The organism is Kitasatospora sp. NPDC056327, from assembly GCF_042261735.1.
In the GTDB taxonomy this organism is placed as follows: Bacteria; Actinomycetota; Actinomycetes; order Streptomycetales; family Streptomycetaceae; genus Kitasatospora.
Genome location: NZ_JBHJRC010000061.1, coordinates 1 through 16,437 on the forward strand (window position 1 = coordinate 1; position 16,437 = coordinate 16,437).

Annotated in this window: 12 protein-coding genes and 1 riboswitch; of the genes, 4 read left to right on the top strand and 8 right to left on the bottom strand. The window is 73.8% G+C overall.

All coding sequences use genetic code 11. The features are described from left to right. Window positions 1-48: 48 nt before the first annotated feature. The gene (locus tag ACFCX4_RS11945; protein WP_376141028.1) at window positions 49-1,806 is read right to left on the bottom strand and encodes an ABC transporter substrate-binding protein; all 1,758 of its coding nucleotides are present in this window, start codon (window positions 1,804-1,806) and stop codon (window positions 49-51) included. A 123-nt stretch (window positions 1,807-1,929) separates the two neighbouring features. Next, on the bottom strand, window positions 1,930-2,910 hold the full coding sequence (locus tag ACFCX4_RS11950; protein WP_376141030.1) for an ABC transporter permease: 981 nt from the start codon (window positions 2,908-2,910) through the stop codon (window positions 1,930-1,932). A 319-nt stretch (window positions 2,911-3,229) separates the two neighbouring features. Continuing rightward, a riboswitch (ZMP/ZTP riboswitch) is annotated at window positions 3,230-3,327 on the top strand. A gap of 21 nt (window positions 3,328-3,348) precedes the next feature. Between ACFCX4_RS11950 and ACFCX4_RS11955 the strand changes: the two genes are divergently transcribed. The 4 genes from ACFCX4_RS11955 to ACFCX4_RS11970 all read left to right on the top strand — a co-directional run bounded on the left by ACFCX4_RS11955 (window position 3,349) and on the right by ACFCX4_RS11970 (window position 8,896). Further along, window positions 3,349-4,806 (top strand): glycine hydroxymethyltransferase, encoded by a 1,458-nt coding sequence (locus tag ACFCX4_RS11955; protein WP_376141032.1) that lies wholly within the window; start codon window positions 3,349-3,351, stop codon window positions 4,804-4,806. A gap of 425 nt (window positions 4,807-5,231) precedes the next feature. Beyond that, the gene (locus ACFCX4_RS11960) at window positions 5,232-6,233 is read left to right on the top strand and encodes a class I SAM-dependent methyltransferase (protein ID WP_376141034.1); all 1,002 of its coding nucleotides are present in this window, start codon (window positions 5,232-5,234) and stop codon (window positions 6,231-6,233) included. Window positions 6,234-6,504: 271 nt separating this feature from the next. After that, window positions 6,505-7,902, top strand: a complete 1,398-nt coding sequence (gene lysA, locus ACFCX4_RS11965; RefSeq protein WP_376141036.1) for a diaminopimelate decarboxylase — start codon at window positions 6,505-6,507, stop codon at window positions 7,900-7,902. 58 nt (window positions 7,903-7,960) lie between these two features. Further along, window positions 7,961-8,896 (top strand): LysR family transcriptional regulator, encoded by a 936-nt coding sequence (locus ACFCX4_RS11970; RefSeq protein ID WP_376141038.1) that lies wholly within the window; start codon window positions 7,961-7,963, stop codon window positions 8,894-8,896. Between the two features lie 140 nt (window positions 8,897-9,036). Here ACFCX4_RS11970 and ACFCX4_RS11975 read toward each other — a convergent pair whose 3' ends face one another. The 6 genes from ACFCX4_RS11975 to ACFCX4_RS12000 all read right to left on the bottom strand — a co-directional run bounded on the left by ACFCX4_RS11975 (window position 9,037) and on the right by ACFCX4_RS12000 (window position 16,215). Then, entirely contained in the window at window positions 9,037-10,017 is a 981-nt protein-coding gene (locus ACFCX4_RS11975) for a serine hydrolase (RefSeq protein ID WP_376141040.1), read from the bottom strand. Further along, a complete protein-coding gene (locus ACFCX4_RS11980; RefSeq protein WP_376141042.1) occupies window positions 10,014-11,672 on the bottom strand; it encodes an amidohydrolase family protein in 1,659 nt (552 codons plus the stop codon). Before ACFCX4_RS11980 ends, ACFCX4_RS11975 begins: the two co-directional genes overlap by 4 nt. Beyond that, window positions 11,672-12,451: an amino acid ABC transporter ATP-binding protein gene (locus tag ACFCX4_RS11985; RefSeq protein WP_376141070.1), complete on the bottom strand. Its 780-nt coding sequence runs from the start codon at window positions 12,449-12,451 to the stop codon at window positions 11,672-11,674. The genes ACFCX4_RS11980 and ACFCX4_RS11985 overlap by 1 nt, the downstream gene beginning before the upstream one ends. 2 nt (window positions 12,452-12,453) lie before the next feature. Then, a complete protein-coding gene (locus ACFCX4_RS11990; protein WP_376141044.1) occupies window positions 12,454-13,446 on the bottom strand; it encodes an amino acid ABC transporter permease in 993 nt (330 codons plus the stop codon). Beyond that, on the bottom strand, window positions 13,443-14,333 hold the full coding sequence (locus ACFCX4_RS11995; RefSeq protein ID WP_376141046.1) for an ABC transporter substrate-binding protein: 891 nt from the start codon (window positions 14,331-14,333) through the stop codon (window positions 13,443-13,445). Before ACFCX4_RS11995 ends, ACFCX4_RS11990 begins: the two co-directional genes overlap by 4 nt. A gap of 184 nt (window positions 14,334-14,517) precedes the next feature. After that, window positions 14,518-16,215: an APC family permease gene (locus tag ACFCX4_RS12000; protein WP_376141048.1), complete on the bottom strand. Its 1,698-nt coding sequence runs from the start codon at window positions 16,213-16,215 to the stop codon at window positions 14,518-14,520. Between the last annotated feature and the right edge of the window lie 222 nt (window positions 16,216-16,437).

The window sequence follows — 16,437 nt, forward strand, 5'->3', positions numbered from 1 at the left end:
CAGCCTGCGGGGAGGCGCGCGGCGGGACCGGCCGGGGACTTCGGGGGGTCAGGACTTCAGGTAGAGCCAGGCGAGGCTGACCGTCCCGTAGATCGGGTGGATGAACGCGCCGCCGACGTTGGAACCGCGCAGCTGGTTGACGTTCGGGTAGGTGAACGGCAGCACCGGCACGTCCTTCATCACCGTCTGCTCCAGGCCGTACAGCTCCTTGGCCTTGGCGTGCGGCTCGCCGATCTGGTTGATCCGGTCGATCTCCTTGTCGACCTCGCCGTTGTGGTAGCGGGCGGAGTTGAGGTCGCTGTTGGCGCGGCCGTCGAAGGAGAACGGGATCAGGGTGGAGGGCGTCGGCCAGTCGACCGAGCTGGTCTCCTCCCACAGGTCGTACGGGGAGTCGGCGCGGTGCGCCTCGTCCAGCAGGGCCTTGGGGTCGACCGGCTTGGGCACGATGGTGATGCCGGCCTTGGCGAAGCCGTCGACCAGTACCTGGGCGACCCGCTGCCCGTTCGGGGTGTTGGCGTACGCGTAGGTGAGCGAGGCGGGCGGCTGCTTGGCCTTGGCGAGCGCGGCCTTGGCGGCCTCCGGGTCGCCCTCCGGCCTGGCCGGGTTCAGGTCGTACTTCTGCCAGTCGACCAGGGCGGGCGAGCTGAGCGTGCTGGCGAGGTCGCCGGCCCGGCCGCCGCCCTGGACCTGGCGGGCCTGCTGGCGGGGGTAGGCGAGGTTGAGGGCCTTGCGGACCTCGACGTCGTTCACCCGCTCGTTGTTGATCATGAGGTAGGTGACGAAGGCGCCCTGCCGGCCGGAGACGACCAGGTCCTTGGCCTTCGGGTCGGTGTCCACCGTCTGGTACAGCTCGGGGGAGAGCACGGTGGCCGCCGTGGTGGCGTTCTCGCCGCCGTCGCGCCCGGAGAGGATCTCCTGGTTGATGTTCAGCGACTCCTTCCCGAAGGTGAAGACGAACTTCTCCGGGTACTGGCTGCGGATCGGGTCCGTCTCCGGCTTCCAGTGGGGGTTGCGCTCCAGCACCAGGCGGGTGTTCTGGACGTGCTCGACGATCCGGTACGGGCCGGTGGCGAACGGCTGCCGGTCGTAGTCGGTGCCGGTGTCCTTGTCCTTGCGCACCGGCGAGGAGGAGGACTGCGCGGCCATGTACGGCACGTCGGCCTGCGGCTGCGGGAAGTGGAAGACGACGGTGCGGTCGTCCGGCGTCTCGATCGCGGCGAGGTCGCCGTCCTGCGGGCCGCCGTACTTCTTGCGGGCGTCGTCGTAGCTGGCCTCGCCGGTGAGCCACTGGGGCCAGTACGGGGGGCCGACCTCGTAGCCCTTGCCGAAGCTGCGCTGGATGCCGTACTTGACCTGCTGGGAGGTGATCGGCTGGCCGTCCTCCCAGGCCACGCCCTCCTTCAGCCGGTACGTCCAGGTGCGCCCGCCGTCGCTCGCCGTGCCGGTGTCGGTGGCGAGGTCGCCGACCAGCCTGGCCTTGCCGTCCACCACCTGGTACTGGGTCAGCTGGCGGCCCCAGAGCAGCGAGGTGTTGTAGGCGGCGCCCGCGTACACCTTCTGCGGGTCCAGGTGGCGGAAGTCGGTCGCGTTGTAGACGTTCACCGTGCCGCCCTGGCGGGCGCCGGCGACGGCGGGCGCCGGGCCGGCGCTCTCCTTCTCGGTGCCGAGCGCGGCGGTCAGCGGCGAGGCGTCCTTGGCCGCGGCGCCGGGGCCGGCGGTGGAGGAGGTGGTGCCCGCGCCGGCCGAGCAGGACGTCGCCAGCAGGGCGGTCGCGACGACGGCGAGGGACGGTTTGATCCAGCGCATGGCGAATCTCTCCTTGCCCCGGGAGCTCCGGGGCGGTCGGTTGGAACGGGTCGGACAGCGGAGGGAGGGAGGTCGGGGTCCGCCGGGGCGGACGGGCGACGGGCGGCGCGGGGGCCGGCGGCGTCAGCGGGCGGCGCGCGGGTCCAGGGCGTCCCGGACGGCGTCGCCGAGCAGGTTGAAGGCGAGCACGAAGAGCAGCAGCGCGACGCCGGGGAAGAACATGTACGTCGGGTCGGCCTGGAACACCTCGGAGCCGCGGGAGATCATCCGGCCCCAGTCCGGGACGGGCTCGTTGACGCCCACGCCGAGGAACGACAGCACCGCCTCGGCGGCGACGAACGTCGGCACCGCCATGGTGGCGTGCACCAGCAGCTGCGCCCGGACGTTCGGCAGCAGTTCCCGGAAGACGATGTGGAACCCGCCCGCGCCCATCGCCCGGGCGGACTGCACGAAATCCCTTTCCCGGAGCGAGCGGACCGAGGCCCGCAGGGAAAGCGCGAGTGGAATCCAGCCGAACGCGGAGAAGACCAGGACGAGCACCAGGAACTGCATCCACTCCGGTTCCGCGGTGCCCGGATCCACCAGCCGGGACTGGATGACCGGGCTGAGCGCGAGCAGCAGGAGCAGCGTGGGGAACGCCAGCAGGACGTTCGAGAGGAAACCGAAGAGCCGGTCGGTGATCCCGCCGAGGTAGCCCACCGCGACGCCGGCCAGCACCCCGAGGGTGGTGGTGACGGCGGCCGCCAGGAAGGCGATCAGCAGCGAGGTGCGGATGCCGTACAGCAGCTGGGTGAGGACGTCGCGGCCGAGGCCGGGCTCCAGGCCGAACCAGAACTCGCCGGAGATGCCGCCGTTCGGCGCGACCGGCAGACCGCTGTCGCTGAGCAGGCCGGGAACGTTCTGGCCGTAGTGCTCGGTCGGGTTCTTGCCGTACAGCGCGGCGATCAGCGGGGCGCCGATGGCGAGCAGCAGGAAGAGGGCGACGACGCCGAGCGCGACGGCCGCGGTGCGGTCCCGGCAGACGCGGCGGAGCAGGCTCTTCGGGGCGGGCCGCGAGGGGGGTACCGGGGCTTCCGGTACGGCGACTTGTTCGACCACTGCCATGAGAGGCGTACTCCCCGAATTCTGCGCCGCCCCAAGGATGTGAGGGTGCGTCGACGTGCATTTCCCGGCGGCCGTCCCGGGGGTTTCCCGGTGGGCCGCCGATCGCCATCAGATCGGATGCCGGGGAGCTTCCGCAAATCATTCCGAGGGGGGTGTTGAAGTGGTTCGGGTGCTTTGTTTCCGCAATGGTGACGGTTTCATTCCGCCGCAATACTGCCGTAGCACTAGAAAGGGCATAAGCGAACAAAAGGCATGTCATGTCCGCCGCCGTCCCGTATGGTGAGATCTCCGTCACGAACCGCCGGGCATTGGTACGATTCCGGCGGGCCGCGACTGGCGCGCACGGATGGAATCGACCATCGGGAAGCGGCCCCGTGCCGGATCACGACGCAGTTGCCGAGCGCCTGGGCCCCCCGACCTCCCGCTCAGGAGACCGCCATGGCCCCGCAGCCGCACACGGCCGCCACCCCGGCCGCGAACACCGCCTTCCGCGCCGCCCTCGACACCGTCCGCGAGGTCGAGCCGCGGATCGCCGCCGCCATCGGCCAGGAGATCGAGGACCAGCGCGCCTCGCTCAAGCTCATCGCCAGCGAGAACTACGCCTCCCCGGCCGTGCTGCTCGCCATGGGCAACTGGCTCAGCGACAAGTACGCCGAGGGCACCGCCGGCCGCCGCTTCTACGCCGGCTGCCGCAACGTCGACACCGTCGAGACCATCGCCGCCGAGCACGCCCGCGCGCTGTTCGGCGCCGACCACGCCTACGTCCAGCCGCACTCCGGCATCGACGCCAACCTCACCGCCTTCTGGGCCGTCCTCTCCCAGCGCGTCGAGAGCCCCGCCCTGGAGCGCGCCGCGGTCCGCAACGTCAACGACCTCACCGAGCAGGACTGGGCCCGGCTGCGTCAGGAGCTCGGCAACCAGCGGATGCTCGGCATGTCCCTGGACACCGGCGGCCACCTCACCCACGGCTTCCGCCCCAACATCTCCGGCAAGATGTTCGAGCAGCGCAGCTACGGCACCGACCCGGCCACCGGCCTGATCGACTACGACGCGCTGCGCGCCACCGCCCGCGAGTTCCGCCCGCTGATCCTGGTGGCCGGCTACTCCGCCTACCCGCGGCGGGTCGACTTCGCGAAGATGCGCGAGATCGCCGACGAGGTCGGCGCCACCCTGATGGTCGACATGGCGCACTTCGCCGGCCTGGTCGCGGGCAAGGTGCTCACCGGCGACTTCGACCCGGTGCCGCACGCCGACATCGTCACCACCACCACCCACAAGTCGCTGCGCGGCCCGCGCGGCGGCATGGTGCTGAGCACCGCCGCGCTCGCCGAGCACGTCGACCGCGGCTGCCCGCTGGTGCTGGGCGGCCCGCTCTCGCACGTGATGGCCGCCAAGGCCGTCGCCTTCGCGGAGGCCCGCCGCCCCGAGTTCCGCGCCTACGCCCAGCAGGTCGTCGACAACGCGCAGGCGCTCGCCGAGGGCCTGCTGCGCCGCGGCGGCAGGCTGGTCACCGGCGGCACGGACAACCACCTGGTGCTCGCCGACGTCTCCGGCCACGGCCTGACCGGCCGTCAGGCGGAGGCCGCGCTGCTCGACTCCGGCATCGTCACCAACCGCAACTCCGTCCCGCAGGACCCCAACGGCGCCTGGTACACCTCCGGCGTGCGGATCGGCACCCCGGCGCTGACCACCCGCGGCCTCGGCACCGCCGAGATGGACGAGATCGCGGGCCTGATCGACACCGTCCTGCGCGCCACCGCTCCGGCCACCACCGCGGCCGGTGCGCCGTCCAAGGCCCAGTACGCGCTGGACCCGGCGGTCGCCGAGGGCGTCGCCAAGCGCGCCGCCGACCTCCTCGACGGGTTCCCGCTCTACCCGGGCGTGGACCTGGTCTGACCGGTTCCGCACGCGGGGACGGGGGCGCCGCGCCCCCGTCCCCGCCTGTTCTCCCGCACCGGTGACGTTCCTCCGGGGGCGGGGCCGTTCGCCGTGATGGCGACAAACGGATTGTCCGAAAGTCGGGTCGAACGATTCGGCAGCCCCGTTCCGTCGGGGCCGCGGTCAAGTCCGCCCACAAAAGGGCCGGGCGGTGAAATTCTTCCTTCCGAGTTCGCCCAACTCCGCTCCACGGAGAGTAGATTGCGGCGCACCCGGGAGCGCCGGAGTACGGTTGGCGCCAGGTCGGGTCCTGTCCGGATGCCCGGGCCGCCACCCCGGCCCGAGCGGCGGACCGGCCGGGACCTCGCCGGCCCGTCGGGGACGGCCCCCGAGACCGGAGACCGTGCCGACCGGCCGTTCGCACCCGTCCTAGGAGCCGCCCCGTGACCGATGCCGCACTCAGCGCCGACTCGCAGCAACCGGCGGAGCCGGCGGTGCTCGACGACGTCCCCGGGTGGTTCTGGGAGCACGACCGCCACCTGTTCGACTGGTTCCTCGGCCGGCAGGAGAAGGCCGGCCTGACCGGCGACCTCCTGGAACTCGGCGCCTACCTGGGCCGCAGCGCGATCGTCGTCGGCTCGCACCTCCGGGCGGGCGAGACCTTCACCGTCTGCGACCTCTTCGACTCCGACGCGCCGGACGACGAGAACGCCGCCGAGATGGACGGCTCCTACCGCCGGACCCTGACCCGCACCGCCTTCGAGGCCAACTACCTGTCCTTCCACGACCGGCTGCCGGAGATCGTCCAGGCCCCCACCTCGGCCCTCGCCGACGGCCGGCTGGCGCCCGGCACCCTCCGGTTCGTCCACATCGACGCCTCGCACCTCTACGAGCACGTGGCCGGCGACCTCAGGGTGGCCCGGGCCGCACTCCGCCCGGAGGGCGTCGTGGTGCTGGACGACTACCGCTCCGCGCACACCCCGGGCGTCGCAGCCGCCACCTGGGAGGCGGTGTTCAACCACGGGCTGCGGCCCGTCGTGCTCACCGACTCCAAGTTCTACGGCACCTGGGGCGACCCGGAGGCCGCCCAGCTCGACCTGCTGGCACGCCGCGGCACCCTGCCGCACTGCGACATGACCAACGAGACCCTGGAGGGGCACCGGCTGGTCCGCATCGGCGGCAGCGCCGAGGGCGCGGAGCCGTTCCGGGTCTCCCGCCACCACGCCCGGCTGACCGCCGAGGCCGGGCGCCGCGAGGCCGAACGGGTCACCGAGGAGACGCTGCGCACCACCGAGCGCGAGCACGACGAGGCCGTCCGGGACCTCGCCGCCCGCCGCGCCCGCGCCGCCGAGCGCCGCCGCCCCGCCAACGTGGCCAAGCGCGCCGTGGGCGACCTGCTCCCCCCGGTGGTCACCTCCGCCATCCGCCGCGCCCGCCGCGGCTGACCGGGGCGGGCCCGCCGGCGGGACGGGGCGGCCGTCGCGCGCCCCGCTCCCGCCGCCCGCCGCGTCCGCCCGCCGCGTCCGTGTGCCGCCCGCGTTCGCCGCCCGGGCCCGCCCGCCCGGGTGTCCTTCCCCCGCCCGTGCCCGCCCCGTGGCCGTCCACCCGGCCCGCGAGCATCGAAACCGGTACCGCTCAGGGCCGGAAGAAAGCGCTTTTCCGCACGCTCCCGCCGGACCGAGGATGGCAGGCGAACCAGCCCGCCGGGAGGAATCCGTGTCGCCTGTCTCGCCCGCCCAGTCGCCCGTCGACGCCGGACTGCTGCCGCTCACCGCCGAGGAGGGCCCGTCCGGCCTGGCCGTCGGCGGTGTGCCGCTCACGGATCTCGCCGGCCGGTACGGCACCCCGCTCTTCGTCTACGACGAGGAGCACCTGCGCAGCCGCTGCCGGGAGGCCGTCGCCGCGTTCGGCCCGGACAACGTCGCCTACGCCTCGAAGGCGTTCCTCTGCACCGCGATGGCCCGGCTCGCCGCCGAGGAGGGCCTGCTGCTCGACGTCGCGTCCGGTGGCGAGCTGCGGGTCGCGCTGCACGCCGGGGTCGCCCCGGAGCGGATCGTGCTGCACGGCAACAACAAGAGCGAGGGCGAGCTGCGCACCGCCCTCACGGTCGGCCTGCGGCACGTCGTCGTCGACAGCTTCGACGAACTGGACCGGATCGAGCGTCTGGTCGCCGGGGAGGGACTGCCGCCGGCCCGCGTCCGGCTGCGGGTGGCGCCCGGCGTCGCGGCGGGTGCCCACGAGGCGATCCGCACCGGCGGGCACGACTCCAAGTTCGGCTTCGGCCTGGCCGACGGCGCCGCCGCGGCCGCCGTCCGCCGGGCCGCGGCCTCGCCGGCCGTCCGCTTCGAGGGCGTCCACGCGCACGTCGGCTCGCAGGTCCTGGACCCGGCCGAGCTCGCCGACGGTGCCGCCGCGGTGGCCCGGTTCGCGGTGGAGTCGGGGGCGTCCCGGCTCACCGTGGGCGGCGGCCTCGGCGTGGCGTACGTCGCGGGCCGGAGCGCGCCGTCCTTCGCGGTCTGGGCGGAGCGGGTGCGCGCGGCCGTGCGCGGCGCCGGCTGGCAGGGGGAGTTCGGCGTCGAGCCGGGCCGCTCGATCACCGCCCGGGCCGGGCTCACCCTCTACCGGGTGGGCACGGTCAAGCGGATCGCCGGTGTCCGCACGTACGTGAGCGTCGACGGCGGGATGAGCGACAACCTCCGCCCCGCCCTCTACGGCGCCCGCTACGAGGCCTTCCTGCCGCGCTGCCCCGGGGCCGCCCGGCCGCTGCGCGCCCGGCTGGTCGGGAAGCACTGCGAGAGCGGCGACGTCGTCATCGACGACGCGGCCCTCCCGGCGGACCTGCGGATCGGCGACCTGCTCGCCACCCCCGTCACCGGGGCGTACGGGTACGCCATGGCGTCGAACTACAACAAGCTGCCGCGCCCGGCCGTGGTCTTCGTCCGCGACGGCGCCGCCCGGGTGGTGGTGCGCCGCGAGACCGAGGAGGACCTGTTCCGGCTCGACGCCGACGGGCCCGCCGACGCGTTCGCCGAGGACCTCGCCGCGGTACCGGCCGCAAGCCCGGCCGGTACTGCGGCGGCAAGCCCCGCCGTCCGGCACCGGGCCGCCGTCTGACCCGCGCCCCGGCCGTCCGGTCCGCCCCTGACCAGCGACGATGACCTACCCTGGCCCGATGCTGAACAGCGCCCGTCTGCTCGTCCTGCTGGAGATCGCCCGCCGGGGCACCATCGTGGCCGCGGCGCAGGCGCTGCACCTGAGTCCGTCCGCCGTCTCCCACCAGCTCGCCCGGCTCGAACAGGAACTGGGCGTCGCGCTCGTCGAGCGTCAGCCGCAGTCGCTGCGGCTGACGCCGGCGGGCGTCCGGCTGGCCGAGCACGCCCAGGCGATCGCCGACCTCATGGCCGTCGCCCAGGACGACCTGCGCGCCCACTCCGGGGGCACGGCCGGCGTGCTGCGGCTCGGCTTCTTCGCCTCGGCCGGCCTCGACCTGCTGCCCCGCGCGCTCGCCGCCTTCTCCGCCCGGCACCCGCAGGTCGAACTCGAACTCATCATGGGCCAGCCGCACGAACTGCTGCCCGACCTGGAGGCCGGCCGGCTCGACGCGGCGGCGGTCTTCGAGCACCCCCTCGACCCGTGGATCCGGCAGGTGAGCCGCCAGGGCACGGTGGAGGTCGAACTCTACTTCGACGAGCCGCAGTTGGTGATCGTCCCGCTGCGCCACCGGCTCGGGCGGCGGGCCCTGGTCCGGCTCGCCGAACTCGACGGGGAGAGCTGGATCGGCACCCACGGCGGTTCCACCGGAGAGCCGGTGCTGGAACGCGCCTGCGCCGCGGAGGGGTTCCGTCCCCGGGTGCGCTGCCGCAGCGACCACTACCAGGTGACGATCAACCTCGCCCGGGCCGGCATGGGCGTCGCGTTGATCCCGGCCCTCGGCCTGGCCGACAGCGCCGGCGTGCACGTCTGCCGCCTGGACCACCCGCAGCTGCACCGCCGGATCGGTGTGGCCACCCGGGCCACCAACCGCAATCCGGCCGTCCGCGCCTTCCTCGGCGACCTGCGCGCGGCGGCCGGGGAGGTCCGGTCGCTGCTCGAACTGCAGTGGTCCTGACGCCGCGGAGCCCGGGACCCGGGCCGGCGCCGGGCCCGGACGGGCGACGGCCGGCGGGCGCGGTCGGGGAGGTCCCCCGGATCCGTCGCCCGCCTGCTCACCTGCTCACCTGCTCACCTGCCCGCCCACCTGCCGGCCGCTCAGCCGCCCGGTTGCCGCAGCAGCGCGCAGGGCGCGGGCTCGCCGCGCAGCGCGCCCGCCGCGAGCGCCCGCCCCACCTCGCGGATGGCGTGCACCGCCGCCCGCTCCGTGCTCGGTCCGAGCGCCACGTCCCAGTGCGCGATCACCGCGTACGCCACCCGCCGGGTGCCGATCAGCACCCCGGCGTCGGCCCGCACCCCGGTGTCGGTACCGGTCTTGTTGGCCACCAGCAGTCCGCCGGGCAGCGGATCGGGGAAGCACTCGGCGTACGGGTCGTGCTGGACGAGGGCCGGCACCAGCCCGTGATCGGTGTTGGCGCGCATCCACGCCAGCAGCCGCGCCGACGCGCCCGGGGTGACCAGGTCGCCGCGCACGGCCAGTGCGACCAGCCGCGCGAGGTCCCCGGCCGTCCCCGTCGCGAACACCGGGGGCACGCCGGGGCCGCGCACGTCCCGCACCCGGTCGTGCAGGGTGAGCCGGGTCAGTCCGAGGCTCCGGGCCAGCCGCTCGGTGGCGGGCAGGCCGACCAGCCGCAGCAGTGCGTTGGTGGCCGTGTTGTCGCTGACCGAGGCGGTCAGCCAGGCCAGGTCCTCCACCGTCCAGACACCGGCACCCGCGTCCGCGGCGTCCCGCCCGCGCAGGAGCCGCCGCAGCAGGCCGGTGCCCCCGGTCACGTCCCCGTCCTCGATCGGTACCACCGCGTCCGCCCGCAGTTCCCCGGAGTCCAGCCGCCGGGCGACCTCGGCGAGCAGCAGCAGCTTGGACGCGCTGGCGACCGGCAGCTCCACCGAGTCGTCCACCCCGACCGCGCCACCGCCGCCCCCACCGTTCCCGCCGCCCCCACCGAACCCGTCGAACCCGTCGGGCCCCTCCGCGGCCCCGAACCCGAAGCCCGCGTCCACGTCCACCGCCGCGACCGCGAGGGTCAGCGGCAGCGCCGCCGCGGACCTCGCCGCGGCCGCCACCTGCGCCAGGCTCATCGGACCCGCACCACCTCTCCGGCCCGGACCCCCGTCGGCCGCCCGTCCCGCACCGCGATCCTCCCGGCGACCACCACGTCCCCCACGCCCACCGGCGGCAGCAGCGGCCGCTCGAAGGTGGCCGCGTCCCGGACGGTGTCCGGGTCCAGCACCACCAGGTCCGCCACCGCGCCGTCGCGGAGCACCCCGCGTCCGGCGAGCCGGAACCGCGCGGCCGGCAGCCCGGTCATCTTGTGCACCGCCTCCTCGATCGGCAGCAGCCCCTCGTCCCGGCCGTAGTGGCCGAGCACCCGGGCGAAGCTTCCGGCCCAGCGCGGGTGCGGCCGCCCGGGCTTGGGCACGCCGTCCGAGCCGATCATGGAGAGCGGGCTGGCCAGCACCCGGCGGACGTCGTCCTCGCGCATCGAGTGGCTGATGATGGTCACCTCCCCGCGTGAGTCGAGCAGCAGGTCGCAGACGTACTCGACCGGGTCGGTCCCGGCCGCGGCCGCCAGGTCGGCGATCCGCCGGCCCTCCGCGGTGCGGCGGGCCGGAGCGGCGGCGACCGCGATGAGGTCCCAGCCGCCGTTGCCGACGGTGTTCTCCCAGCCGGGCACCCCGCCCGCGATGTCCGCGCGGATCCGTGCCCGAACCTCGGGGCGGCGCAGCCGCTCCAGCAGCGCGCCGATCCCGCCCTCGCACGCCCACGGCGGCAGCATCGCGTGCAGCACCGTGCTGCCCGCCGTGTAGGGGTAGACGTCGCACAGGACGTCGAGCCCGGCCGCGCGCGCCTCCTCCAGCCGGGGGAGGGTGCGCAGGGTCGCGCCCCAGGCGTGCCGGCCGGCGGTCTTGTGGTGCGAGACCTGGAGCGCCGCGCCGGACCGCTCGGCGATCTCCAGCGCCTCCTCCAGGGCCTTCTCCACCTGGGACATCTCGTCCCGCAGATGGGTGACGTAGGGCTTGCCGTGCCGGGCCGCGACGGTCGCGAGCGCGACGATCTCCGCGGTGTCGGCGTAGGTGCCGGGCGGGTAGATCAGACCGGTGGAGAGCCCGGCCGCGCCCCCGGCGAGGGCGCGGTCGAGCAGGTCGCACATCGCGGCCAGCTCCGCCGGCCGGGGTGGCCGGTCGGCGAACCCCATCACCCCGGCGCGCAGCGTGCCGTGGCCGACCAACGAGGCGAGGTGGTTGCGCCGCAGGCCGGGGCGCTGGCCGGCGGCGAAGGCGGCGAAGTCCTCGGCGGGCCGGACCGGGCCCACGCCGAAGGTCACCCGCAGGTGCTCGGTCAGTTCCGGCAGCCGTTCGGGCAGGCAGGGGAACAGACTGCTGCCGCAGTTCCCGCTGATCTCGGTGGTCACGCCCTGGAGGAGCGGTGCGAGCCGCAGCTCCTCCAGGGCGTCCCACGCGGTGTCCGCCCGTTCCGCCGCACCGGCCGCCGGGTCCGGGCCGCCGTCGACGGCGGCCAGCGCGTCCGAGTGCGTGTGCACGTCGACGAACCCCGGGGTGACGACCCGGCCGGCGGCGTCGATGACCGGCACGTCGCGGCCGGCGCCGCCGTCCGCACCGGGCGCCAGCACGGTGACCCGCCCGCCCGCGACCGCGAGGTCGGCGGGCCGTGCCGGTGCCCCGGTGCCGTCCACCAGCAGTCCGCCGCGGACCAGGAGCTCCACGGCCGCCATCACAGCACCGTCGCCAGGAAGGCCCGGGTGCGCTCGTGACGCGGGGCGGTGAACACGTCCGCCGGGCGTCCGGCCTCGACGACCGCGCCCCGGTCCATGAAGACGACCCGGTCGGCGACCTCGCGGGCGAACCCCATCTCGTGGGTGACGACGATCATCGTCATGCCGCTGCGGGCCAGGTCGCGCATCACCCCCAGGACCTCGCCGACGAGCTCGGGATCGAGCGCGGACGTCGGCTCGTCGAAGAGCATCAGGGTCGGCTCCATCGCCAGTGCCCGGGCGATCGCGACCCGCTGCTGCTGGCCGCCGGAGAGCTGTGCGGGGTAGTGGTCGGCCCGGTCGGCGAGGCCGACCCGGTCCAGCAGTTCGCGGGCCTGCCGCTCGGCCTCGGCGCGGCCCCGGCCCTGGACGGCGACCGGCCCCTCCATCACGTTCTGCACCGCCGTGCGGTGCGGGAAGAGGTGGAAGCGCTGGAACACCATGCCGATCCGTTCGCGCTGGCGCTGGATGTCCCTGGGCCGCCGCTCCCGCAGGGTGGTGCCGCCCGGCCCGGCCGGTTCGTAGCCGATCAGCTCGCCGTCGACGGATATCCGTCCGGCGTCGATCTTCTCCAGGTGGTTGAAGCAGCGCAGCAGGGTCGACTTGCCGGAGCCGGAGGGCCCGATCACGCAGAGCACCTCCCCGGACCGCACCTCCAGGTCGATCCCGCGCAGCACCTCCAGGTCGCCGAACCGCTTGCGCACGCCGCGCGCCGAGAGGACCACCTCGTCCGTCGTCACCGTCACTTCCCCGCCCCCTTCTCGCCCAGGTCCGTCTTCCTCGTGCCGCCGGGGCGCAGGTTGCGCAGCACCCGCCGTCCCAGCGCCGGGCGCGTGCTCCGCGCCCCGGGGCTGAACCTCCGCTCCACGGCGTGCTGGGCGACGCTCGCGATGGTGGTCAGCACCAGGTACCAGACCGACGCGACCACCAGCAGCGCGATGACCTCGAAGTTCGCCAGGTACAGATGCTGGGAGACCGTCATCAGATCGGCGCCCGCGATGACCGAGACCAGCGAGGTGGTCTTCAGCATCGAGATGAACTGGTTCCCGAACGGCGGGATGATCACCCGCATCGCCTGCGGCAGCACCACCCTGAGCAGGATCTTCGGGTTGGACATGCCCAGGGCCGCGGCGGCCTCCCGCTGCCCGGGGTCGACGCTCTGGATGCCGGCCCGGACGATCTCCGACATGTAGGCGCCCTCGTTGATCGACAGGCCGAGCAGCGCCGCCACGAAGCCGGTGATCAGCGCGTTCGTCTGCCAGCTGACCAGCTTGGGCCCGTCGAACGGGATCCCGATGCCGATCTCGGGGAACAGCAGCGCCAGGTTGAACCAGAAGATCAGCTGCACCAGCAGTGGCGTCCCCCGGAAGAACCAGGTGTACGCGCCGGCCGTGGCCCGCAGCACCGGGCTCTCCGACAGCTGCATCACCGCCGCCAGCACACCGATCACGATGCCGGCCAGCTGCGAGATCAGGGTCAGCTGGACGGTCACCCAGAGGCCCTCCAGGACCACCCCGTCGAACTGGTACTCCGCGATGACGTCCCAGTGCAGGTTGGGGTTGACGACGACCGTGTACACCAGCCAGACCGCCGCGAACGCCGCGGCCAGCACGGCCACCCACCGGCCGGGCCTGGGCCGCCCGGTGACCCGGAGTTCCAGGTCCTCGCCGGGCGGCGCCGGCGCCGGCACGGTCACGGTCCCGGCTCCCGCGCCGTCGCCCGCCACCGCGCTCACTGCCCGACCGTGTTGACGGTGGCCCGGGCCACGGCGCTGCCGCCGACCTCGTACCGGTCGAGCACCGTGCGGTACTCGCCGGAGTCGATCAGCTCCTGGAGCCCGCGCTGGACGGCGTCGCGCAGCCCGCTCTCCTTCTTGGCCACCGCGATGCCCCAGGGCGCCGTCCCGTACTGCTCGGGCAGCACCCGGTAGGAGGCGTTCTTCTGGGCGAACATCTGCGCCACCGGGTAGTCCACGATGGTGGCGGCGGCCCGCCCGCTGTCCAGCTGCAGCAGGCCGGTCGGCGCGTCCTCGCTCTGCGAGATGGTCATCTTCTCGGCGCACTCGGCGTTCTGCCGCTCGCCGATCTCCAGGTTGGAGCTGCCCTTGGCGAGCACCACCTGCTTGCCGCAGAGGTCCTTGAGGGAGCCGATGCCCAGCGGGTTGTCCCTGGTCGTCATGACGACGCCGCCGGTGCGGAAGTAGTCGACGAAGTCGACGGCCTGGCGGCGCTGCTCGCTGTCGGTCATCGAGGACATCACCAGGTCGAACCGGCCGGCCTGGAGACCCGGGATCAGCCCGTCGAACGAGGCGTTGGTCATCTCCACCCGGAGCCCGAGCCTCGCCGCGATCGCCGCGGCGAGGTCCGGGTCGACGCCGGTCAGCTCGGTGGTGCCGGGCTTGTACATCTCCATCGGCGGATACCCGACGGCGGTGGCCACTCTCAGCACGCCGGCCTGCTTGTACTTGCCGGGCACCAGCTCGGCCGCGGTCTTCCCGGCGGCGTCGCCGGCGGCCGCGCCCGGGGCGGGGGCGGCACCCTGATCGGAACGCCCGCAGGCGGTGGCGGCCAGGGCCACCAGTGCCAGCGCGGCCAGACAACGCAGAGGACGGGGGCGGTTCATCGGCTTCTCCCTCGGGGGCGGCGACGGTCCGCCGATGCTGGCAGCCGCCCCCGGCTGAATGGAAGATGATGAAACTATTGCCCCCTGACCAACCACATATGTACGTCTCTCCCCCCCCGGGGGGGCGGAGAATGCGGAAGCGCCGGCCGGGCCCCCGTGCGGCCGGCGCTCGCGCTCCGGCGCCTCAGCCCCGGGAGGCCCCGGCGCTCTCCGGCGCGCTCTCCCGCGTGCTCCCCCGCGGGGCCTCCTGCGTGAGGTCCGTCGCCCCCGCCGCCGCGTCCGTCCCGGCGAGTTCGCGCCTGACGGCGGCCAGGCCGGGGCTGGCCCAGGCGCTGCGGACGCCCCAGGCGTAGAAGGCCAGGCCGATCACGGCGACGACGAGGAGGTCCCAGCCCTCCGGAAGGTAGCCCTCGCCGCCGAACTCGGTGGAACCGGCCCAGGACACCCCGGCCATCACGAAGAGGTAGGCGATCATCCAGGTGCCCGCCACGAGGTGCGGCTTCAGCTCCCGGAACGGCTTGCGCAGCTCGTACCAGGCCCAGATCGGCAGGCCGGCGGCCATCAGCAGGATCACCTTGCCGGTGAGCGGCCAGCGGGCCCAGTAGAGCACCAGTGAGCCGAACACCATGGCGACCGGGGCGATCACCGGCATGGCGCGCAGCCGGACCGGCCGCGGCAGCTCGGGCGCCAGGCGGCGCAGCGCCATCACGGCGACCGGGCCGGTGATGTACGAGATCACGGTGGCCACCGAGACGATCTCGGCGAGCGAGCCCCAGCCGCGGAAGACCGCGAGGAAGCCGAAGGCGACGACCAGGTTGAGCACCAGCGCCGGGCGGGGGATGCCGGTCCGGGGGTCGACCCGGCCGAACACCTTGGGCAGGTGGCCGTTCTCCTGGACGCCGTGGATCATCCGGGAGGTGGTGGCGGCGTAGATCATGCCGGTGCCGCTGGGGGAGACGAAGGCGTCCGCGTACAGCAGCAGCGCGAGCCAGTTCAGGCCCCACGCGATCGCCAGGTCGGCGAGCGGCGAGGTGTAGCCCAGGCCGCTCCAGCCGTTGGCGAGGTCGCCGGACGGCACGGCGCCGAGGAAGGCGATCTGCAGCACGACGTAGATCACCAGGGCGATCAGGATCGAGCCGATGACCGCCTTGGGCAGTGACCGGCCGGGGTCGCGGGCCTCGCCGGCCAGGTTCAGCGGGGACTGGAAGCCGTTGAACGCCCAGACGATGCCGGAGACGGCCACCGCCGTGAACACCGAGCTCCACCCGTTCGGCGCGAAGCCGCCGTGGTCGGTGAAGTGCCCGGTGTCGAAGTGCGCGAACAGCAGGGCCCCGGCGGTGAGCGTGGGCACGACGACCTTGAACACGGTGATCGCCGTGTTGGTCCTGGCGAACAGCGTGATCGCGAACCAGTTCAGCGCGAAGTACACCAGCAGCAGCACGCTCGCCAGCGCCACACCGCTGACGGACAGCTCCTTCCCGTCGTACAGCCCCCGGGCCCAGCCGAAGTCCCAGGAGCTCATGTACTGCACCGAGGCGGTCGCCTCGCCGGGGATGACCGAGACGATCGCGATCCAGTTGGCCCACGCGGCCAGGTACCCGGCCAGCGAACCGTGCGAGTACTGCCCGTACCGCACCATCCCGCCGGCCTTGGGGAACATCGACCCCAGCTCGCTGTAGGTGAGCGCGATGGTCAGCGCCACGGCCGCCCCGATCACCCACGCCACGATCGACGCCGGCCCCGCCAGCCGCGCCGCCCGCTCGGCCCCGAAGAGCCACCCCGACCCGATGATCGAGCCCAGCCCCACGGCGGTGAGGCTGATGGTGCCGAGCGACCGGCGGTAGTGCTGATGGGATGCCGTCGTCGACTCGGGGTCACTCACCGTATCGGTCCTCTGTCTCGTCGTGTCACTCGGTCTTCCGGACAAACGGAGACAGCCTAGGCGCCGAAATCGGGCGAAACCTCAGATGAGCCTCAAATGCGATCCATTGCACCCGATTGTTTCCATGTCGTGCTCGAACTTCCGTCCTTCGGCGGGGCTGTTCACCGCCTTCCGGAGGGGGTGGCCGGCCCTCCCGGATGTCGCCGGGAAATGGCGCGGGAA

Bases quoted from the DNA above. Each gene is read 5' to 3' on its own strand.
- ACFCX4_RS11945 (WP_376141028.1), bottom strand. From the start codon at position 1,806: ATGCGCTGGATCAAACCGTCCCTCGCCGTCGTCGCGACCGCCCTGCTG.
- ACFCX4_RS11950 (WP_376141030.1), bottom strand. From the start codon at position 2,910: ATGGCAGTGGTCGAACAAGTCGCCGTACCGGAAGCCCCGGTACCCCCC.
- ACFCX4_RS11955 (WP_376141032.1), top strand. From the start codon at position 3,349: ATGGCCCCGCAGCCGCACACGGCCGCCACCCCGGCCGCGAACACCGCC.
- ACFCX4_RS11970 (WP_376141038.1), top strand. From the start codon at position 7,961: ATGCTGAACAGCGCCCGTCTGCTCGTCCTGCTGGAGATCGCCCGCCGG.
- ACFCX4_RS11975 (WP_376141040.1), bottom strand. From the start codon at position 10,017: ATGAGCCTGGCGCAGGTGGCGGCCGCGGCGAGGTCCGCGGCGGCGCTG.
- ACFCX4_RS11980 (WP_376141042.1), bottom strand. From the start codon at position 11,672: ATGGCGGCCGTGGAGCTCCTGGTCCGCGGCGGACTGCTGGTGGACGGC.
- ACFCX4_RS11995 (WP_376141046.1), bottom strand. From the start codon at position 14,333: ATGAACCGCCCCCGTCCTCTGCGTTGTCTGGCCGCGCTGGCACTGGTG.